We start from the raw sequence: 19827 nt of genomic DNA on the forward strand, positions 1-19827 counted from the left end.
AATATTTTAATTAAGGGGCATATAAAAGACCACTAAATCTTTCACTTAAGGCGGGGCGTCATGTTAGCTAGAAAAAAGACTTCAAAACAAGGTAAATCCCTCCCATCTGAATGGCTAGAAAGTCTAAATCGACTTTTAAATGAAACATACAAAAGTGAGTGTAAACAGAACGGTCGTTATTTCGACGTATATGGACAAGTATATCCAGAAGAACTTCTTCTAACGGTTTCGTATCTCTCAGAGAAAGATGAGTATCTTTCTCCGATTACTTGTTTCCTTTCTTGCGAGCCAGATCAGATGGCCACAGAAGAAAAAGTAAAAGAGACTCAGGCGAATTTCATCGATATCGTGGGCCTCTTCTTCGATGAGATTTTTGCTGATTCTGAATGGGATGAGTTTGAGCCAACTTGGCAGGAAGTAAGTCACAAAAACCAGAATTACTTCTATAAGCTCTCAAGAGAGAACATCAACCTCACTCTGGAGGCCGATAAGCTTCTAGGAGAGGAATTTCAGGACCTTGAAGAGGAAACTGACCACTAAAAGTTAATCATTGCTTAAAAACTGGCCCTCTTTTGAGGGCCTAACTTCCTGCATTCACGACACTTTTTTCCCCTCATAAACAAACGTTTTGTAGATATCCCGGACTGCTCTATACTGTTTTCATGTCGATGAAGACTCTTTCCCTCATTTTGACATTCATCCTTCCTTTAAGTGCCTTTGCTGCACCTGCGGATATCTACAAATCTCTTGGCCTCACACAAGGTAAAGTTGAAGTCATTAAAGATGCTGATGATAACTGCTCTGATGGCCCGTTTCGTTTCGTAGGTAAAGAAGGCTCAGAAGTACTTATGGTTGGCCCTACTATTACTTTTCATCAACCTACCAAAGAGAAGTTGAACTCTGTAAAAGCTGATGCTGAAACATGTGCAGAAGACGTAGAAAGCAAGCTTCTTGGTAACAGACTTTTAATGAAGACCACTGTTCACTCTTGTCCCAAGGATCAGAAGAAGCTAGAACACGTGTCTGAAGAACTACTTGAAGTTAATAAAGATCAGATTAAATACACCAAAAAAGACAATCTCAGGAAAATTGAGTGCATTTTAAAGTGGAGCGCGAATGATAAAGAATAAAATCATTCCTCTCCTATTTCTGCTCTCATCTTTCGAGGCCTTTGCTTCAAACGAAGATGTTATCAAACAAGGCGTTAAGGCCCTTACAAGTACTGCCATTCAAGGCCCAACTGTCACCTGTGAAGAAGAATCACTCAAACTCAGCAAGAAGTATTACGGCAATGGAGCAGATTGCTCAAAATTCATTGATAGCAATGGAAAGTTAGGTCCTCTGGGAAAGACGATTGTTTCACACATCAGCTCTATTCCTGGCTCTCAATACTTTCGTAAAGACAGTGTCGGTCTTCAGATGGCCTGTCCTAATTGGGTAAACCTCAGCAGAGAACAACAGGCCTTTTATTGGGTCTGGGTTTTTGCGGCGATTTCCTGGAAGGAAAGTACTTGTGGTGCAGAAACATTAAATAAAAAGGCCACTCACGGAACTGCAGCTGGATTGCTTCAGCTAAATCAAAACCGAGACGATCGCGATTGGAGAGGTGGAGATAGTGGAAACAGCTGTGCTGTCGCCAATATTAGGCCGGATGTAGCGAATCTTAAATGCGGCCTTGAGATCATGAATGAACAGTTGAAAGGTAAAAAGGGCGTTTACGAAGGTAATGGAACGCTATTTGGCCGAGGGGCACACGCCTACTGGCATGAGATCCGAAAGAAAGATGGCGGACTGATTATGCGACTCGTGAGGGACTTCCCTCTCTGTAAGAAATAAAAAAGGCTCCTTTCGGAGCCTTTTATCATTCGTCTTCGTAACGAAGTGAACTAGAGATTGTTTCAATTCCGATATCATCATCAGAATCATCATCATCCACCGCATTTTCAAATTCATCCTCTTCGAAATCAAATTCAGAAGTGATGTTAAGCTCATTAAGAACTTTGTAGAACTCTTTATCATCAGAAAGATCTGAAAGAAGAGCTTCGATATACTTCGGTGGGTATTTAGAAATAAGCTCTTCGATATACTCCTGAAGTTTACCTTCTTTAAGGATATCGCGCTTCTTCTGTACCGTTTTCCAGTTCTTTAGGTAGTGCAGACGACAGTAGCTTTGAGTCGTGCGAATGTTGTCACAGCCCTTCTCAATACACTCATCGTTTTTAGCATCAATGAAGAAATCCATTGTCGCGATTGATTCAGCGATTTCCTTCCAATTGAAGTGTTCGCGAAGTTGCGCAATTTCATCAGCAATGTTGTTTTCCAGATCAGCTAGAACAGCATTGTTGTATTTCTTCGAAGGCTTAGATTGGAAAAGATCAACGTGACCATCTTCTTCTTCGTAGGCCTTCTTACCTGTTTTTTTCTTCTCTTTAGATTTTTTGTAGTCCTCTTCGAACTCATCAAAATCATCATCTTCAGAAGGGCGTTTTTTAGATTCTACAACTTCTTCTTCACCGTCGTATTCTTCACCGCCAAGATCCTCATCATCAAAATCCTCGTCCTCATCGTCGAAGTCTTCTTCATCTTCTTCGTCAGATGCTTTCTTAGATTTTTTAGTAGAGGCCTTATCAGCTTTTGCCTTCGCTTTTTCAGCTTCTTTATCGGCCTTAGCTTTAAGCTTTTCAGCTTCTTTATTTTTCTTTTCTAATTCTTTTTGTTTTTTCTTATCTGCTTCAGCTTTCGCCTTCTCTTTCGCCGCAAGAGCTTTTTCTTTCTCTTTGTCTTTGGCAGCTTGAGCTTTGGCCTTTTCAGCATCTTTAGCAGCTTGTGCTTTTTCTTTCGCAAGAAGAGCTTTCTCTTTTTCTTTTAGCTTCTTCTCTTGTTCTTTTGAAAGAGGTTTTGCCTTTGGAGCAGCAGCTTTAGGCGCAACTTTCTTTTCAACTTTCTTTGGAGCCGGGGCCGCTTTCTTAGCTGGAGCTGCCGGTTTCTTTGCAGGAACTTTTTTTGCCATTGGTGCCGCTTTTTTTGTTGGAGGAGCTTTCGCTACCGGTTTTTTGACCGCAGCTTTTGCTACTGGTTTTTTCACTGGCATTTTAGCAGCAGGCTTCTTTTTCGCCATGTTTTTCTCCTCAAATAATAACAGACGCGTGCACTACGCGAATAAAACAAATTTAATGGACACTCTAGCAAACAGAGTGTCCATTGACGAGCGTAAAAATTAGTGAACTGCTTTTAATTCGCTAGACGCAATAACCATGCGCTGAACTTCAGAAGTCCCTTCGTAGATTTCAGTAATCTTGGCATCTCTGAACATACGTTCAACCGGGTATTCTCTGGTATAGCCGTTACCGCCACAAAGCTGAATGGCCTTTGTGGTGATCCACATAGCTGATTCAGAGGCGAAAAGCTTGGCCTGGGCAGATTCTTTTGAATATGGCTGCCCTGCATCCTTAAGAGCTGAAGCGTGGTAAATCAGAAGACGTGAAGCACCAATTTTTGTACTCATATCCGCCAACATAAACTGAATCCCTTGAAGGTCAGAAAGTGGCGCGCCGAACTGTACACGCTGCTTTGTGTAACGGATTGCGTAGTCAAAAGCACCTTGAGCGATACCCAGGGCCTGAGAAGCGATACCGATACGACCGCCATCAAGAGTTGCCATCGCTACACGGAAACCTTTTTCAAGATCACCAAGAAGAGCATCTTTTGGTACTTTCACTTTATCGAAAGCAAGCTGACAAGTAGATGATCCACGGATCCCTAGTTTGTCTTCTTCTTTGATGATTGAGAAACCAGGAGTTGTTGTCTCAACGATGAAACAAGAAATTCCTTTATAGTCCGGAGTCTTTTTCGTCTTGGCGAAAACGATACAAACACCGGCCTCTTTACCGTTTGTGATCCAGTTTTTTACACCGTTAATTTCCCAGTGATCACCTTTGTCTTCAGCAAAAGTTGTAAGAGATCCAGCATCTGAACCTGCGTTTGGTTCTGAAAGACAGAAACAACCGATCCATTCACCAGATGCCATCTTTGGGAGATATTTTTTCTTCTGAGCTTCTGTACCGAAGTTAAGAATTGGCCAGATACCAAGTGAAGTGTGAGCAGAAACAAACACGCCTGTAGAAGCACAGTTACGAGAGATTTCTTCAACGATGAGTGAGTAAGACATATAGTCCATACCTGCACCACCGTACTCCTCAGGAACATATGATCCTAAGAAACCGTTATCAGCAAGTTTCTGGATTTGAGATTGTGGAAGGTGGCCTTCGTGATCAACTTGTTGAGCGAAAGGAAGAATTTCTGTATCAGAAAACTTCTTAACCATGTCACGAATTTCTTTGTACTGTTCATCAAGTAGCATATGAGTGTCCTTTTATTTAAAATTGGCTTTTCTTTTTTCCACGAAGGCAGTTGTTCCTTCGATCATTTGCTCAGTTTGAAAGATGTTGCCGAAAGCTTTTGCTTCAACAGCAAGACCTTCAACCAGAGACTTTTCAATACCGTCACGAAGCGTTTCTTTCGCTCTGGCAATGGCGTAATTTGAATTGGCATTAGCTAGTTTGAACCAGTTCTGACAACCCTCAAGAAGCTTTGCTTTATCTTCAAAAACTTCAAGAATAATTCCAAGAGACTTCGCCTCTTCACTGGTTACATTGCGGCCAGAGAACATAAGTTCTTTAGCGCGTCTTTCGCCCACAATGCGAGCAAGACGTTGAGTTCCGCCGAAACCAGGGATAAGTCCAAGCTTCACTTCCGGAAGACCGAATACGGCATTTTTAGAAGCGAAGATGAAGTCACAGCTCATGGCCATTTCAAAACCACCACCAAGCGCAAAACCGTTCACGGCCGCAATTGTTGGGAATGGAAGTGATTCCATGAGAAGTGTAACTTGTTGGCCAAGTTCTGCGAAAGCTTGAGCTTCGCCTGAGGCCATTGGTTTCATTTCTGCGATGTCAGCACCCGCGATAAAGGCCTTCTCGCCTTCACCAATCAGAATCAAACCTTTAAGTTTTGAATTCTGAAGCTCAGTTAGACATGCTTTAAGTTCACGGTGAACTTGAATGTTGAGAGCATTCAGTTTCGCCGGACGGTTGATAGTAAGAATCCCTACTTCACCAGTAGTATCTAATACAATTGTCTCGAAATTATTTGTCATAAGAATAGAACCCTTTACCATTTTTGCGACCGTATCTGCCAGCAGCTACATACTGCTTAAGAAGAGGACATGGACGGTATTTCGTATCGGCCAGACCATCATGAAGAACGTTCATGATCGCCAGACATGTATCTAGACCGATGAAGTCAGCCAGCTCTAGTGGACCCATTGGCTGGTTCGTGCCAAGCTTCATTGCTGTATCGATATCTTTGACTTCAGCAACACCTTCATAAAGAGCGTAAACAGCTTCGTTAATCATTGGCATGAGAATGCGGTTAACAGCGAAACCAGGATAGTCTTTCGCACGAACGAATACCTTGCCCATTTTCTCAGCGACAGCTGCAACTGTATTGAAAGTCTCATCAGATGTTTCAAGACCACGGATACCTTCAACTAGCTTCATTACTGGAACAGGGTTCATGAAGTGCATACCAGCAACAAGGTGCGGACGCTTAGTAACTGCTGCGATTTCAGTAATAGAAATAGAAGAAGTATTTGAAGCAAGAATAGCGTCGGCCTTAACAACCGCATCTAGATTCTTGAAAATTTCGAATTTAAGTTCTTTTTTTTCTGTCGCCGCTTCAACAACCAGGTCACAGTTTTTAAGATCATTAATATCTGTTGTCGCTTTGATTTTTCCGAAAGCGTTTTTAGCATCGTCGGCCGACCATTTGCCCTTTTCGGCACCTTTGTCTAGCTGCGTCTTAATAAAATTATGACCAAAATCGAGAGAATTTTTGAAAGCATCAAAAAGAATTACTTCAAATCCGGTCTGGGCAGCAACTTGAGCGATCCCTCGTCCCATTTGACCAGCACCAACAATTCCAATAGCTTGAATGTTTTTCATAGGATGATATTCCTTATAATATAGAGATTTAGCGGACAAAAGGTACCTTATAGTGGATCATTTGCCAAAGACCTTTATCAATTCACTATTGCCATGAAGGTGGCTTTAGGTTTATAACATCGCAATATTTTTGAAAGAAAATGAATTAGGAGAACCACTGTGGCTAATCACAAATCATCAGTTAAAAGAGCTAAACAAGAAAAAAAACGTCGCATGACGAACAAAACTAAAACTGCTGCATCAAGAACTGCTGTAAAAGCACTTCGCGCTGCTGTTTCTAAAGGTGACGTAGCTGAAGCTCGTACACTTCTAGTTAAAGCTCAATCACTTCTTGCTAAACTTGCTAAGTCACCAGCTATGAAGAAGCAAACTGCTTCTCGTAAGACATCGCGTCTTACTAAGCTTGTTGCTTCAATCAATAAATAATTTGCTTTAGCACTTGATTTAAACAAAAATGAACCCAAAGTATTTAAAGTACTTTGGGTTTTTTGTTTTTTGTTCAACTCAGGAGCTTTAATGAAATCGTTTATTACAATCGTTCTCGGATCACTCTTCCTCGTTTCTTGTGGTCTACAATCAATCCCTCAATCAAATAACAATGTGGAAGCTTCTTGGGCAGAAGTTCTGAACCAATACAAGCGTCGCACAGACCTTATCCCTAACCTGGTTAACACAGTTAAAGGTTACGCTTCTCATGAGAAGGAAACTTTGGAAGGTGTAATGGAAGCTCGTGCGAAAGCAACTTCTGTTACTGTTGATCCAAAAAATCTTACTCCGGAAAAACTGCAAGAGTTCCAGCAAGCTCAATCAGGTGTTTCTCAAGCGCTTGGCCGTTTGATGGTGGTGTCTGAGCGTTACCCGGATCTTAAAGCGAACCAAAACTTTCAGGGTCTTCAAGCTCAACTTGAAGGAACTGAAAACAGAATCGCGATCGCTCGTCGTCGTTATATTGAAGCTGTTCAAGAGTTCAATAACCTTGTGACTGTTTTCCCGACAAGCTTAACAAACTCTCTTATTCATCACTTTGATAAGAAGCCTCAGTTCTCAGTTGATGAAACTGAACAGAAAACACCTGAAGTTAAATTCTAGTGCGCTTACTTTTCTCATTTCTCCTTTTATTTTCTCTACAAGTCTGGGGAGCTGAACTACAGCTCCCCGCTTTAACTTCTCCGGTCATGGATCAAGCGGGCTTTTTGAATGAAGCTGAACGAAATGATCTCGCCGAACTCGCTTACGAAATTTATACCAACAAGGGTCCGCAGATAACGATCCTGACAGTTCCGGATATGCAGGGCTGGCCCATTGAGGAATTCTCCATTCGTGTTGCTGAGAAATGGCAACTAGGTTCAAAAGATCAGGACAACGGTTTGCTCGTCATTATTGCAAAGGCCGAACGCCAGATGCGTATCGAAGTGGGCAATGGCATTGAAGGTGAAATTACTGATTACGACACCACGAAATACACTCGCGAAATTTTTCCGGAATATTTTCGTCGTGGAGAATTTCACGCGGCCCTTCGTCTCTTCGAAGAAGATGTTGCAAAACGTTTTAATATTCAGGTCGATCCAGGACGCACGGCCTATGTTCGTCGAGCTCCGGTTCGCCAGAGTAACGGACTCCTTAATCGTCTTTTCCCTATCATGCTTGTGATTATCGTAGTCGTTCATCTCATCATGAGAAGAAATCCTTTTGCCAGAGGTCTATTCACTGGTGCCGGGATGGCAGGTGCAAGCTTCTTAATGGTTCCAGGTGCTGCAATGTTTGCGGTGATTATTTTCATCGTGGGCTTTTTATTAGGTCTAATAGGAATTAGTAACTTCCTCTTCGCTCTACTTGCTAGTGGTGGTGGCCGTGGTGGTCGCTATGGCGGAGGTGGCGGTGGATTTGGTGGAGGCGGAGGCTGGAGCGGCGGCGGTGGTGGCTTCTCGGGCGGCGGCTCTTCGGGGAACTGGTAATGAAAAAGATTTTACTACAAGATGATGTTCAGCATGTTGAATCTCGCCTCAAACAGTTTGAAGCGACGACTGGCTGCGAGTTACTTTTAGTTGTAGCGGATTCTTCTGATCCATATCCCGCGGCCTCATGGCGTTTTGGTGTGATCGCTGGCTTCATGCTTTCACTTTGTTTCAGTTATTATTTTGAATTTCATCATTCGTATTTCTGGCCACTCACTATTCTTCTACTCACTCTTCTCATGACTTGGGTCGGACATTTCCCTTGGGCCAAACGTCTTGCTTTGAGTGATTGGGAGATTGATCGCGAGTGTGGTGAGAAGTCGCTTGAATACTTCCATACTCTCGGAACATCTCAGGTATCTCATAAAGTAACGGCGATGATTATGGTCTCTGTTCTCGAGAAGAGAATCATGGTTCTTGTTGATGAAAAGTTAAAAACACACATCACCCAAGAAGAACTTAATGAACTTGTTTCGATCATGAAGAAGCACTTCAAAGATGGCAACATGGGTCTAGGTTTTATTCAAAGCATCCAATCTTTGGAAGAAAAAATCTTGAAAGATTTCGGTGGAAGAGTCAGTGACGCAAAACCATCAGAACTAAAAGACCAAATTCACTTCCTCTAATGCAGATAGCATGTGCTTTAGCATTAACAAGTTAAAGCTTATGGTTAAAACTTCATTGTAAATTTCAATCTCCCATAATTGAGCATACAAAATTCATTGGCTATAAACTTCATCGGCAAACTTCTATCTAAGGAGATAACATGAAGTTTCTTTTAATCGGCTTAATGCTTGCTATTCCCCCAAGTTGGGCAGAAGTCTACGATGGTTCCAGTCATCCGAATAACTTCAGAAGGATCGCAGGAATCAATTTGATTTTGAACTACAATGCACTTCCGAAGATGGGTAAACTTTCAGACGATCGTCTCGGTTGGTCTGAATCATACTGGCCATCGAATAAAGGTGGTGTGGCCTATCGTTGGAATCATCCGAATCCAGAACCTTTCAAGTATCGCCTTCATTCGAGGGAAGAACTTGCAAAAATGAGCCAAGAAGAACTCGGTAAGTTATCTCCTGCTGAATTATACGATATTGCTAACAACGATTATAACTACACACTCACAAGACGTGCTTTCAACCTCTACTCTCCAAGAGATCTTTGGTGGGAAGGTATCTGTCACGGATGGGCACAGGCCGCGATCAACTATCCTGAGCCAGAGCCAGTGGTCGTAACAAACGCTGCTGGAATTAAAGTTCCATTTGGTTCATCGGATGTGAAAGCGCTTCTGGCCATGCATGAGGCCTACAACTACAAAGGCGAAATTTTCGGTTTCGTTGGAAGACGTTGTAAAGTGAATGGTAAGGTTGAAGGCGAAGGCGATGATCGAGATCGTCCTGAACACCGTATGTACCCACCTCGTGAACTAGCGGAATCTCCGGATTGTCGTGATGTAAACGCTGGTGCGTTTCACGTTGTAATCACAAACATGATTGGTCTTCTAGGAAAGGGCTTTGTTGCCGATATCGACAGATTTAACGATGTTTGGAATCAACCGATTCACAGCTACTCAACAAGTGATGTGAGAGATGTTGAAGTAACACCTGCTCACAGAGCTCAAGGTATTGCAAAAAGAGTTCACGTAAGATTGAAAATGACTTACGGAGAAGAGCTAAAATTCTTCACTCCTGAACTAGCGGCCTCAGGTGCCAGAAACTTTGTTTCGAAACAGCCCGTGACCCTGACTCCACACCAGGAATTCCGTTCTAAGGACTATGAATACATCGTAGAAATTGACGGCTCTGGGAAAGTTATTGGTGGCGAATGGATTTCATCAACTCGACCTGATTTCATGTGGATGTACGGTCGTTCGAAGAACTTCAAAAACTCACCTATGCCACTAGCTAATCTAAAGTTTGTTTATCGGCCACTCCGTCGATAATAAAGAAGACGGGCCGCTTGAAAAGGGCGGCCCTTCTATCTATAATAGTGACATGATGATAATCAATCACGCTCTCATCAATTCTCGCAAAACTGTCACAGTGTAATCACTGACTGGTCTTCTACGTCCAGTCATCAATTTTTTTTCCATACATTTTTTAAACGCCAACAAGGATCTTACATGATTGAAGATGGTATTCTCATTACAGAGAAAGATTTATTACGCATTAAACACGTACTCAGCTTTCAGAAATCCGAAGACTTCGAAAACCTCGAGCTAGAGCTCGATCGCGCCAGCATCATCAATGATAATGAAGTGCCTAGCGATCTTGTGACCATGAATTCGAAGGTCAAATTTTTAAACGTCCAGGAAAACAAGGAAATGACCATTACGCTGGTTTATCCGTCGGACGCCAACTTTTCAGAGGGAAAAATTTCAGTTCTTGCTTCGCTAGGTTCGGCCATCATTGGTCTTCGTGTGGGACAGGAAATTAACTGGATGTTCCCGGATGGAAAAACCAGAACATTGAAAATTCTGGAAGTTCTTTATCAACCAGAGGCCAGCGGCGATTGGCATCTTTAATTTTTTTTGTGCCTGATCACTCGATCATGCCATTCTTGAATTGATTCCTTTGGGTATCGTTGGAAGATTTTGTCTCCCCTTTTCTTCTCTAACTTTACCCAAGGGGCCTTAAACTCCACCATTAAATGGGTTTTGTGAGGAGTGACTGGTAATGGCGTATCAATGACTGAAGCAAAGGGGTGAACAAGCTCCGGCCAATCAGGATCATATAACCAAAGTCCAGAACCACAGATTTTACAAAAATTTCTTTCTCCTGAACTTTGATAGGTCTTCTCATCAGGATTGCTTACTTTGGCGCGATAAACGGAGATAAACTTCTTACCTTTCACCTTAAGCGACTTGGCGTCAGCTCCAAGATTAATCGCGAAGCCACCTCCGCCCTGCGTTTTTCGACATATGCTGCAGTAACAAAGCTGGTAGGGATAAAAATTCACTGAATTTACCGTGAACGAAACTTTCCCACAGTGGCACGATCCGTGCAGTTTCATAGGAGACTCCTATTTTAGTTTTTTGTGCTCTTCCACAAGATTGTCCACCACTCCTGGTTCAGACAAAGTAGAAGTATCACCAAGACCTCCGTATTCATGAGAAGCGATCTTACGAAGAATTCGTCTCATCACTTTTCCTGAACGAGTTTTAGGAAGTCCTTTTGTAATATGAATAATATCTGGGGCCGCAAATCTTCCGATTTTTTCGCGAACCACGTCTTTGATACTCTCTACAAGTTCCTTGGTTGATTCTTTGTGCTCATACAGAATCACATAAGCATGAATCCCCACACCTTTAATGTCATGTGGGTAACCAACAACTGCGGCCTCAGCGATTTCCGGATGCTCCATCAGAGCACTTTCAACTTCTGCTGTTCCCAGGCGGTGACCTGAAACGTTTAACACATCATCAATACGACCTGTGATCCAGTAATAACCATCTTCATCACGGCGACATCCGTCTCCAGTGAAGTAAAGTCCAGGATACTGAGTGAAATAAGTCTCAACAAAACGAGCATGATCTTTATAAATCGTACGGGCCTGGCCTGGCCAAGAAGACTTGATACAAAGCGCTCCCTCTACTCCATTGCCTTTAACTTCTTCACCATTCTCTGGTTTCACAATCAGGGGTTGCACGCCAAAGAACGGAAGAGTGGCAGAACCTGGCTTAGTTGGAGTGACACCTGGGATTGGAGTGATAAGAATTCCTCCGGTCTCTGTTTGCCACCAAGTATCCACGATATCACAGCGACTCTCACCTACCACATCGTGATACCACTTCCAGATTTCTGGATTGATAGGTTCGCCAACAGTTCCAAGAATACGAAGGCTCGAACGATCATATTTCTTCACAATCTCATCACCCGACTGGGCAAGTGAACGAAGTGCAGTTGGGGCCGTGTAAAAGATGGTCGCCTTTAAATCCTGAATGACTTGCCAGTAGCGGCCAGCATCGGGATAAGAAGGAATTGATTCGAAGAGAACACTCGTTGCACCATTGGCCAGAGGTCCATACACAACATAAGAGTGTCCGGTCACCCAACCTACGTCGGCCGTACAGAAGTAAACATCATCTTCATGATAATCAAAGATATACCTATGCGTGAAAGCGGCATAAGTCAGGTAACCACCAGACGTATGCATCACACCCTTTGGTTTGCCTGTTGACCCAGAAGTATAAAGGATGAAAAGAGGATCTTCCGCATCCACAGTCGCACAAGGAGCAACTGGACGATACTTTTTGATTTCTTCTTCGTAGTTATAATCTCGGCCTTCCACCATATTTACTTGTGCCGATGTACGATTCACCACAAGTACGGTTTTTACGAAATCAATGTCCTTGATGGCATCATCAGTGATGTTTTTTAGTGGAACTTTCTTCCCGCCGCGAAGACCTTCATTGGCAGTGATTACGATTTTGCATTCAGCATCGATGATCCTTCCTTTCAAAGAATCGGCACTGAATCCTCCAAACACCACTGAATGAACTGCCCCAAGGCGAGCACAAGCAAGGACTGAATAAACCAGTTCCGGAATCATCGGAAGATAGATACAGACTCTGTCCCCTTTCTTTACCCCTTGGGCCTCAAGAAGATTGGTTAGGCGACAGACATTTTCATAAACTTCTTGGTATGTGATATTTTGATACTGGCCAGGTTCATCCTTGGCCCAGATAAGTGCCGATTTATTCCCACGCTTGGCCAGATGTCGATCCAAGCAATTATAGGTCACATTCAATTTCCCACCCATAAACCATGAGTGATTTACTCTTTTAAAATCGCCTTGCCCTGCTTTTTCAGGAAACTTAAACCAATCGAGGTTCTTTGCCGCTTCCAGCCAGAAACCTTCTGGATCCTTGATTGATCGCTCATACATCTCTTGGTAGGCTTCCATGCCTTTTAAATAAGATTTTGTCTTAACTGCACTCTTAACCGGATACATGTTTTCAGGTGTCATAGGAATTCCTTTTCATGAGAATATCATGGCATTGAGCACTCTTCTTTTCTAGGTATTACTGTGGTAAAATCATTCCGATGCAGTATTTCAATATCCAAGTTGCCTCTCAACTCTCAGGTGTAGCCAGTGCAACCATTAGGGCATGGGAGAAGCGCTATAATGCAGTCGTACCTGAGCGCGCTGATAATAAGCATCGTCTCTATTCCGAAAAAGACATCGAGAAACTAGCTCTCCTCTTTAAACTTACTGAGATTGGTCAAAGCATTGGTAAAATTGCTCATCTGGAATTGGAAGAGCTTAAATTAGTTTTTACTAATCTCATGCACCGTCCTTACGATGAACTTCAACTGGTGACTCCTCACCACGAGAAAATCGAATACGATAAGATCTTAAATAATTTTCAAATCGCTCTTTCAGCATACAAACTGGACATCATTTCTCATGAAATGGAAAAGGCCAGAACACTCTTAAGTCCTCGTGATTTGTGTTTGAATGTACTGGTGCCTCTGTTTCAAGCGATTGGAACAAAAGTTTCGCATGGTGAGCTTTCAATTGCACAAGAGCATACTCTTAGCGCCATCGTTGGTTTTCATGTGGGACAAATGATCGGCCAGCATTATCAGAAAAAACAAGTGAAGGAAGATCTCATTCTTATTTCAACTCCGGAAGGCGAACTTCATGAGATTGGAATCTTGGCATCAGCTCTTCTGTGCGTTCATCACAGCATTAAATTTATATTCATGGGTCCAAATATGCCTGCGGAATCTCTTGCTCAAGCTGCGAATGCTTTGAAATGTAGGGCGATTCTTTTAGGTACAACAAGAAGTGAAATCAACGAAAGACAAAGCCTAGTTTCTTACCTTCAAGACCTTTCAACTAAACTTCAAGTTGGTTCGGAAATCTGGGTGGGAGGAAACCTCAAGCCTTCTACTCGAGAAGAACTGGATAAAAGAAAAATCTCTTTCTTTCCAAGTCTTGAGGCCCTTGATGATTGTTTATCTAGATATTAATCACATTGATATGCAGTCGCGAAAACCTGCATGACCTTTCCATTCGGAACTTCTTGATTCACGAAGATCCCAGTTGCTTTAAGATCGGCCGCCTGATTTAGAGCATCGTTGAGTGCAAGCTCTTTGCTTCCCATTTCATCTTTGCCGACAACTTTGCCTTGTACGCGGCATTCAGTTGGTTTCTGAGCATATACTTCAAGGTTTTTGGCCTTTTCTGTAAGTTGAACTGGACCTGAAGAACAAGCGCCCAGGATAAAAAGCGGAATTAAGTACTTCATCATCACTCCCATTTAATTTTGTTTTATAATGATACCTATACTTAAAGGATCGGGCCATGAAAGCATTATTCCTGAGTCTCCTGCTCTTATATTCATGTACGAAGTACGCTGAAGTCTCTCGTGATGCCATGGGAGTTCAAATTACACCTGTTGAAATGGACATCACCCATTTAAATGAAATCGAATGGCTGGTGGGAAATCCGAAGGAAGTAGAAGTCTCTCAAAGCTTCACTTTCTTAGTTGAAATGCCAAAGATTAAACAAGAAGACCTGGATTATCTCACAGATCAAAAAGGTGTGGATGCCTGGATTCTGCGTTTGATTGTGAATCGCGGTTCAGAAACTCAGGACCTGGGCTCTATGTATACCCTCTTTCGTCCCCGCAAATTATCTCGAGGAAACCAGGGCGCGGGAGCGGCAACAAATGTTTCTATGAAAGTGTATTATGCGGCCGCATATGCGTCTGAACGGTTCCGTACTTTCAAATGTCCTGCATTCGGACATGATCTTAAAATCGATAAAATGGAGATCAAAGGCGAAAATGAACCATTTGAGCTATCAATTGGACAGACCTCTCCATATCTTGAAAAAAGCCAACTGGTAGAACTTACTCCAAGCTCATTCAACGGTGGGAACTCTTTAGTGGGCGACTACTATGTAGAGATCGCTCCCTACAATTCAAAAAAGAAGATCATCTTCTCAGGATTTAAGCGTTTAAAAAAATATGTGAGTGTTTCGAGAGAAGAAAAGATAAGAATCAAAAGCTGTGACGGAGTTCATCCAGAGATTCAATAAGAAAAGGGCCCGTATAAACTGTACCCCATAAAAAGTACATTTAAAAAAAACCGCTTAATAATAGCCCTCGGTATTCTGCCGGGGGCTTTTTATTTAAACCCTTTTGGGGCCTTTCTTCATTATAATATTTGATGGTACTGGATACCACCTTTTCAACCTCTTCATATGATCGACATTTTTTAATCTCTAAGAGATCTTTGAAGTGACCAAAAAATGATTCAATTGGTGCGTTATCTAGGCAATTACCTCTCCGTGACATCGACTGAGTTACACCTGCTAGCCTCAGAACTGCTCTAAATTCTTCATTAGTATATTGGAAGCCTTGATCTGAATGAATCATTAGATCAGTTCTTTTCTCGATTGGAATCTTACTCAGCAATTCTTTGAACTCGCATGCAAATGCAGATACTGTTGGTGTTTTCATTAATTTGTAAGAGACGATCTCGTTAGTCGCAAGGTCTTTGGTCGCTGACAAGAAAGCTTTGTCACAATTTCCATAATACAAGTAAGTCATATCTGTCGAATACACCTGATCTGGAAGTGGTGGATAGAAGTCTCTTTTAAGTAAGTTTGGTATTTCGACATGCTCCCCAGACTTCAAAGGGATTGCGCGATAAGGATTTCGACGACGGATTTTTGTTTCAAATCCATACTCTCGTTTAATTCTGGCGATCTTTTTGTGGTTTATAACATGTCCATCTCTTCGCATGAGTAAATCAAGCGTGATGATACCTGCTTTTTTCCTACTTCTCTCGTGATAATGCTTAATGATCTTACATGCCATTCTATCTCTTTCTTGGCGGGCCTCTGAGGATTTTCGAGAGGAATAAAATCCACTTCGACTAACAGACATTAAACGACAAAGATAGGAGCGATTTAACGATGGATCTTTGGAGATGGCCTCACCGATTAAAGAAAAAACAGCGGATCGTCTTCGGTGAGACCTTGGGCCTTTTTTAGCTGAGCATTGATCTCCTTTTGGAGAGCAAGTTCGGCTTTGAGCTCCTCGATAGTCATTTTATTAGGATCTTTCCGGCGACCACGCTTCTTTGGTACATTTTTAAACTTTTCTTCTCTTCTCCATCTATTCAGTGAGGAGTCAACGTACTTCTTATCGAAGCAGTTAACACTAAGAGTATCATTGAAGAATTGTTGACGAGTTCTACCGTCATCTACTCCATGGAGCATGAGCCGTTTAAATTCATTGCTGAACGAAATAGATTTTTCGGTAATTTTAATAACGTAGGGATTAGTTGTGAGCTTTTTGCGCTCAGAAAGAGAAAAGGCCCTCATAATCTGCTCCTTTTAAGGATTTTAGCCCATTTTTTAGAAAAGCGGTTTTTTTAGCTTGTCTAGAAAATGGGGTACAGATCAGTAGGGCCCTTTGTTATTTACCAACGTGAGCGATATTGAACGCAACGAAGATCATACCATCCGCGCATTCTGATTTCATAATTACACTGGCGAAGAGCATTCTGGCAGACTCCACGGTGATCAGTCTGGCCGTAGAAACGTGCAACGACTCTGTTATAACGATCAATCGCGGCCACCTGACATGAGCCATAGGCCTGAGCGAAAGCTGGAAGTGTTGAGCATGCAAGAGTAAGAGCTAGAATAAACTTTTTCATGAGATCCTCCCTAAATTTTTCTTCTTAAAGTAGAACCTCTGCACTCTCGATATACAAGGCAAAAAATATGACATCAAAGTCAGATACAAGGTGCATTGTGGCCCTAAATTAAGATAAACCATCGTTATTTTAGTGAGTTAGATTGCGTTCTTAGATCTATATTAATTACCTTCTCACTGTTTCATTTACCCCTCGGAAGCTATATTTCGCGCACCATTTTTTTTGAGATTTCAGAATGAAACATTTCATCATCGCTCTCCTTTTGTCTCTGTTTGTCGTCTCCTGCGGAGGCCCGTCAACTAGCAAAAAAAATCCTATCGAAACGGTGACCTCTACCAGTTATTCGAATGCTCCAATTTTTCTCAAGAGTCAGGATGTTGAATGTTATTCAAGAAACTTTTCCGGGCCCGTGGAGTTTGGTCTTCATTTATTTTTAAATGGTCAAGAAACGTTTGAGACAAAGAGCTTTGATGGCCTCATTAATCAATCAACTCTCCAGAACGGAGAAATTATTTCAAACGCTGTTTATGGCGAAAGAGTTGAGATCATTCGCTCTCCTGTCCAGCGCTATATCGGTATTGCTGCACCAAAAAGGATTTCACTTTGTGCAGATCTTGATCAGTACGAAAGAGGCTCTGTAGAAAGTGCTGCACTCAATGCGGCCTACTTCATTGCTAAGACGAACACTACGTTCAAGTCAGCGGTAAGTAATATCAAAATCAGACCAATTACTCTGAACATTTCTCCTTCCATCCTTCAGTCCAACATCATTCTGAATCAGAAGGGCGAAAGAGTTAAAGAAAGTAGTTATTGGACTGACAATGCTCTCTACTCACCTGTGAATGAAAGAATTACTTTTCTACCTCATAGTCAGGAACTGCGACAGTTGGGACTTACAGTAAATTTCTGGGAAGTTCCTATGATTGCGTCCCATGAGTATGGCCACCATATTTATCAGGCGATCTTCCCTTATCAAAATAATCTCTCGATTGGATGCTTTGATCATTTAAAGAAAACAGAAACCAAAAATAAAACATTTGGATTTCGCTCAGTCGAAATCGACGATGTTGTAACGGCCTACAACGAGGCCTTCGCCGATTTAATTTCCTACTACACTCTCGGAGAGAATGAACGTGGGGTAAAAGGAATTAAATGTCTTGAAGTGACACGTGATGTGGGGTCCAACACTTTGATTGATGGGAAATCGAAAGTCCTTTCTAAAAGTGTGGTGAACACCTTCTTTTCTTTCATCGAGCAATTTAGCAGTTGTGAGTCACCATCCTTTCAAGAAGTTCACATCTTAGGAGCATCATTAGCTTACAGCATGGATCAGTTCATGAGTGCGATGACCTCTTCCAAGTCCCAGAAGCTACAGATTCTGGTGGATTGGGTGAAAGACATGAAGACCAACCATTCAAAGTTGAAGGAACATTATCCGGAAAAATATTTTGAAGAAATGATGTCTCTATTCGTTGAAAAGAACCTGCAGAAGTTCAATAATATTGAAGAAGGCTGTGAGGCCGTTAAGACTTACTTACCAGCAATAAACGTAAACAGGTGCTCTCATGCAATTTGAATATCAGGCCCTCGTTCTCATGACAATTTTCTTTTTATTTGCCTGGGTCCCCGCAAGTTTCGGAAAATTACGTGCCTTCGGTCTCGGCTGGGTCGGCAGTAATCGTGTGCCAGTTAAAGACAAAGAGCTTTCTGCCTGGGCCGCGAGATGTGAGCGGGCCTACAATAATTTGAAAGATTATTATCCTGGTTTTGCTGTTGCAATTCTTTTACTCGGTCTGACCGATAAATTTGATGAAGGAACAAAAATAGCGGCCGGTGCCTATGTCGTAGCAAGACTGGGTCATTTTCTGGTTTATGGATTAGGCATCGTTAGTCTCAGAGCTGTAAGTTTTATTACAGGAATTATCGCCAACGTATACCTACTCATCAAAATTCTTATTTAATCGCTTCTGCCAGGACTTTGTTGATTTCTTCAGCAAGTAAGTGAATGTGGTATCCATCAACAAACCCATGATGGGCCTGCACAGAGAAGGGCATGGAAAGTCTGCCATCTGCCAGAGTCGAAAATTTACCCCATGCAATCGAAGGAATATCCGCTGATTTAAAGCGTCCCACTGGATGTTGAATGGAAGTAAAATCCAACCAAGGAAGACTTGTAATAAAGACATAATCTTTAATATCGCGTGCACTCACATCCGTGGCAGAATGAATGAGCTTAGATGCCTTCATCGATTCATCTTTCGCGGCAAGGCTTCGACGAATAAATTCTCTAACATCATCACTGAACTCAAAACGAGTGAAGTTAAAAATATTCTCTTCATTTAGGATCGTATAAGAAGGAATTAGACGATCTATCTGAATCACTTCCCCATCGTAAATACGATAGCGAAAGTTTTCAACATTCATCAGGGCTTTAAATAAGTAGTAGAGAAAGAAGTGGAACACCGGTAGGTCTTGCTCTTTACAGTAAGGTCTAAAATCCGGAACTTCTAATCTAAAAGTAAGGTTTAAAAAGGGACTCTCCATACTTTCAAAGAGTTCAAAACGGTCCCTGCGCTTTTCAAAATTCATCATAAAATATCAATATCGGCCATGCAGGATTTATCGTTCTTAATTACTCCATCTGCTTCATGAAGATCACGAGTCGTAAATCCAAGTGTAATATGCGGGAAGAAATGTTCGGCCATAAAAGAGCCTTGAGTTCCCCCTCTTGTTTCAAATAATTTTTGAACCTTCTTTCTAATCTGAAGTAGGTCCATCGAATTCACCACGATGAAATACGTTTCATCGTTTTTGAGAGCTCCCTTACCAAGGCAAATGACCTTGAAAGTAGAACTCTGAATGCTGCTTTTTACAGCAATCTCATTGATCTCTTTCATTGAGACCTTGCTTTTTAAGACCTCAAAATACTCAACTGGTGTAATCACTGTGATGTGAGCTTCACCTCGAGTCTTAAGCTCTTTACGTTCGCTTTTTACGACACTCTTAAAGAGCTCTTTCACCGGAGCGTAACGAACATCCATCGATAGATAAGAATCGAAAGCACCATTTCCTTCATGCTTTATAAAGGCCAAATCAGCGTTGTTGTAGACGGTCTTAGATAAACTAAAAGCGAACGAGCTTAAGCTGAATAACAGACCCAGAAATGGCAGAAGGAATTTAAGCATCTCCCAG

General features: G+C 42.0%; 25 protein-coding genes. 13 read left to right on the plus strand and 12 right to left on the minus strand.

The window, feature by feature from the left end; all coding sequences use genetic code 11:
• The first annotated feature begins 60 nt into the window (after positions 1-60).
• The 3 genes from SOO65_RS17465 to SOO65_RS17475 all read left to right on the plus strand — a co-directional run bounded on the left by SOO65_RS17465 (position 61) and on the right by SOO65_RS17475 (position 1836).
• Entirely contained in the window at positions 61-540 is a 480-nt protein-coding gene (locus SOO65_RS17465) for a hypothetical protein (RefSeq protein ID WP_321393373.1), read from the plus strand.
• A 122-nt stretch (positions 541-662) separates the two neighbouring features.
• On the plus strand, positions 663-1130 hold the full coding sequence (locus SOO65_RS17470; RefSeq protein WP_321393375.1) for a hypothetical protein: 468 nt from the start codon (positions 663-665) through the stop codon (positions 1128-1130).
• Positions 1117-1836: a hypothetical protein gene (locus SOO65_RS17475; protein WP_321393379.1), complete on the plus strand. Its 720-nt coding sequence runs from the start codon at positions 1117-1119 to the stop codon at positions 1834-1836. Before SOO65_RS17470 ends, SOO65_RS17475 begins: the two co-directional genes overlap by 14 nt.
• 25 nt (positions 1837-1861) lie before the next feature.
• Here the strand turns inward: SOO65_RS17475 and SOO65_RS17480 are convergent, their stop codons facing one another.
• The 4 genes from SOO65_RS17480 to SOO65_RS17495 form a co-directional block, all read right to left on the minus strand.
• The gene (locus SOO65_RS17480; protein WP_321393382.1) at positions 1862-3118 is read right to left on the minus strand and encodes a hypothetical protein; all 1257 of its coding nucleotides are present in this window, start codon (positions 3116-3118) and stop codon (positions 1862-1864) included.
• Between the two features lie 99 nt (positions 3119-3217).
• Entirely contained in the window at positions 3218-4360 is a 1143-nt protein-coding gene (locus tag SOO65_RS17485) for an acyl-CoA dehydrogenase (protein WP_321393385.1), read from the minus strand.
• 12 nt (positions 4361-4372) lie between these two features.
• Complete coding sequence (locus tag SOO65_RS17490; RefSeq protein WP_321393387.1) at positions 4373-5155, minus strand: enoyl-CoA hydratase/isomerase family protein; 783 nt, start codon at positions 5153-5155, stop codon at positions 4373-4375.
• On the minus strand, positions 5145-6002 hold the full coding sequence (locus SOO65_RS17495; protein ID WP_321393390.1) for a 3-hydroxybutyryl-CoA dehydrogenase: 858 nt from the start codon (positions 6000-6002) through the stop codon (positions 5145-5147). The genes SOO65_RS17490 and SOO65_RS17495 overlap by 11 nt, the downstream gene beginning before the upstream one ends.
• Positions 6003-6161: 159 nt before the next feature.
• Here SOO65_RS17495 and rpsT point away from each other — a divergent pair, with 159 nt between their 5' ends.
• From rpsT to rnk, 6 genes are all read left to right on the plus strand, one after another.
• Positions 6162-6428 (plus strand): 30S ribosomal protein S20, encoded by a 267-nt coding sequence (gene rpsT / locus SOO65_RS17500; RefSeq protein ID WP_321393393.1) that lies wholly within the window; start codon positions 6162-6164, stop codon positions 6426-6428.
• Positions 6429-6518: 90 nt separating this feature from the next.
• Positions 6519-7091: a LemA family protein gene (locus tag SOO65_RS17505; protein ID WP_321393396.1), complete on the plus strand. Its 573-nt coding sequence runs from the start codon at positions 6519-6521 to the stop codon at positions 7089-7091.
• A complete protein-coding gene (locus SOO65_RS17510) occupies positions 7091-7957 on the plus strand; it encodes a TPM domain-containing protein (RefSeq protein WP_321393399.1) in 867 nt (288 codons plus the stop codon). The genes SOO65_RS17505 and SOO65_RS17510 overlap by 1 nt, the downstream gene beginning before the upstream one ends.
• A complete protein-coding gene (locus SOO65_RS17515) occupies positions 7957-8583 on the plus strand; it encodes a TPM domain-containing protein (RefSeq protein WP_321393401.1) in 627 nt (208 codons plus the stop codon). The genes SOO65_RS17510 and SOO65_RS17515 overlap by 1 nt, the downstream gene beginning before the upstream one ends.
• Before the next feature lie 140 nt (positions 8584-8723).
• Positions 8724-9899 carry a hypothetical protein gene (locus SOO65_RS17520; protein ID WP_321393404.1) on the plus strand — a complete coding sequence of 392 codons (1176 nt, stop codon included), beginning with the start codon at positions 8724-8726 and terminating at the stop codon, positions 9897-9899.
• Positions 9900-10079: 180 nt separating this feature from the next.
• Positions 10080-10481, plus strand: coding sequence for a nucleoside diphosphate kinase regulator (gene rnk, locus SOO65_RS17525; RefSeq protein WP_321393407.1), 402 nt, complete (start codon positions 10080-10082; stop codon positions 10479-10481).
• Here the strand turns inward: rnk and SOO65_RS17530 are convergent.
• A complete protein-coding gene (locus SOO65_RS17530) occupies positions 10478-10969 on the minus strand; it encodes a GFA family protein (RefSeq protein WP_321393409.1) in 492 nt (163 codons plus the stop codon). The genes rnk and SOO65_RS17530 overlap by 4 nt on opposite strands.
• Before the next feature lie 9 nt (positions 10970-10978).
• Positions 10979-12925 (minus strand): acetate--CoA ligase, encoded by a 1947-nt coding sequence (acs, locus tag SOO65_RS17535; RefSeq protein WP_321393412.1) that lies wholly within the window; start codon positions 12923-12925, stop codon positions 10979-10981.
• Between the two features lie 77 nt (positions 12926-13002).
• Here acs and SOO65_RS17540 point away from each other — a divergent pair, with 77 nt between their 5' ends.
• A complete protein-coding gene (locus SOO65_RS17540) occupies positions 13003-13935 on the plus strand; it encodes a MerR family transcriptional regulator (RefSeq protein WP_321393415.1) in 933 nt (310 codons plus the stop codon).
• Here SOO65_RS17540 and SOO65_RS17545 read toward each other — a convergent pair.
• Positions 13932-14213, minus strand: coding sequence for a DUF4156 domain-containing protein (locus tag SOO65_RS17545; protein ID WP_321393418.1), 282 nt, complete (start codon positions 14211-14213; stop codon positions 13932-13934). The genes SOO65_RS17540 and SOO65_RS17545 overlap by 4 nt on opposite strands.
• A gap of 56 nt (positions 14214-14269) precedes the next feature.
• On the opposite strand from SOO65_RS17545, the gene SOO65_RS17550 reads away from it, so the two are divergent.
• Positions 14270-15007: a hypothetical protein gene (locus tag SOO65_RS17550; protein ID WP_321393421.1), complete on the plus strand. Its 738-nt coding sequence runs from the start codon at positions 14270-14272 to the stop codon at positions 15005-15007.
• A 40-nt stretch (positions 15008-15047) separates the two neighbouring features.
• Here SOO65_RS17550 and SOO65_RS17555 read toward each other — a convergent pair whose 3' ends face one another.
• From SOO65_RS17555 to SOO65_RS17565, 3 genes are all read right to left on the minus strand, one after another.
• On the minus strand, positions 15048-15917 hold the full coding sequence (locus SOO65_RS17555; protein WP_321400195.1) for an IS3 family transposase: 870 nt from the start codon (positions 15915-15917) through the stop codon (positions 15048-15050).
• Complete coding sequence (locus SOO65_RS17560; protein WP_321389488.1) at positions 15917-16300, minus strand: hypothetical protein; 384 nt, start codon at positions 16298-16300, stop codon at positions 15917-15919. Before SOO65_RS17560 ends, SOO65_RS17555 begins: the two co-directional genes overlap by 1 nt.
• Before the next feature lie 98 nt (positions 16301-16398).
• Complete coding sequence (locus SOO65_RS17565; protein WP_321393424.1) at positions 16399-16635, minus strand: hypothetical protein; 237 nt, start codon at positions 16633-16635, stop codon at positions 16399-16401.
• 235 nt (positions 16636-16870) lie between these two features.
• On the opposite strand from SOO65_RS17565, the gene SOO65_RS17570 reads away from it, so the two are divergent.
• Together SOO65_RS17570 and SOO65_RS17575 are read left to right on the plus strand one after the other, a co-directional pair.
• Entirely contained in the window at positions 16871-18211 is a 1341-nt protein-coding gene (locus tag SOO65_RS17570; RefSeq protein ID WP_321393427.1) for a hypothetical protein, read from the plus strand.
• Entirely contained in the window at positions 18201-18596 is a 396-nt protein-coding gene (locus SOO65_RS17575) for an MAPEG family protein (protein ID WP_321393430.1), read from the plus strand. Before SOO65_RS17570 ends, SOO65_RS17575 begins: the two co-directional genes overlap by 11 nt.
• Here the strand turns inward: SOO65_RS17575 and SOO65_RS17580 are convergent.
• Positions 18589-19227 carry a CatA-like O-acetyltransferase gene (locus SOO65_RS17580; protein WP_321393433.1) on the minus strand — a complete coding sequence of 213 codons (639 nt, stop codon included), beginning with the start codon at positions 19225-19227 and terminating at the stop codon, positions 18589-18591. The two genes, SOO65_RS17575 and SOO65_RS17580, sit on opposite strands and share 8 nt — an antisense overlap.
• Positions 19224-19820 (minus strand): hypothetical protein, encoded by a 597-nt coding sequence (locus tag SOO65_RS17585; RefSeq protein ID WP_321393435.1) that lies wholly within the window; start codon positions 19818-19820, stop codon positions 19224-19226. The genes SOO65_RS17580 and SOO65_RS17585 overlap by 4 nt, the downstream gene beginning before the upstream one ends.
• Positions 19821-19827 lie beyond the last annotated feature (7 nt).

The organism is Peredibacter starrii, assembly GCF_034259205.1.
GTDB lineage: Bacteria > Bdellovibrionota > Bacteriovoracia > Bacteriovoracales > Bacteriovoracaceae > Peredibacter > Peredibacter starrii.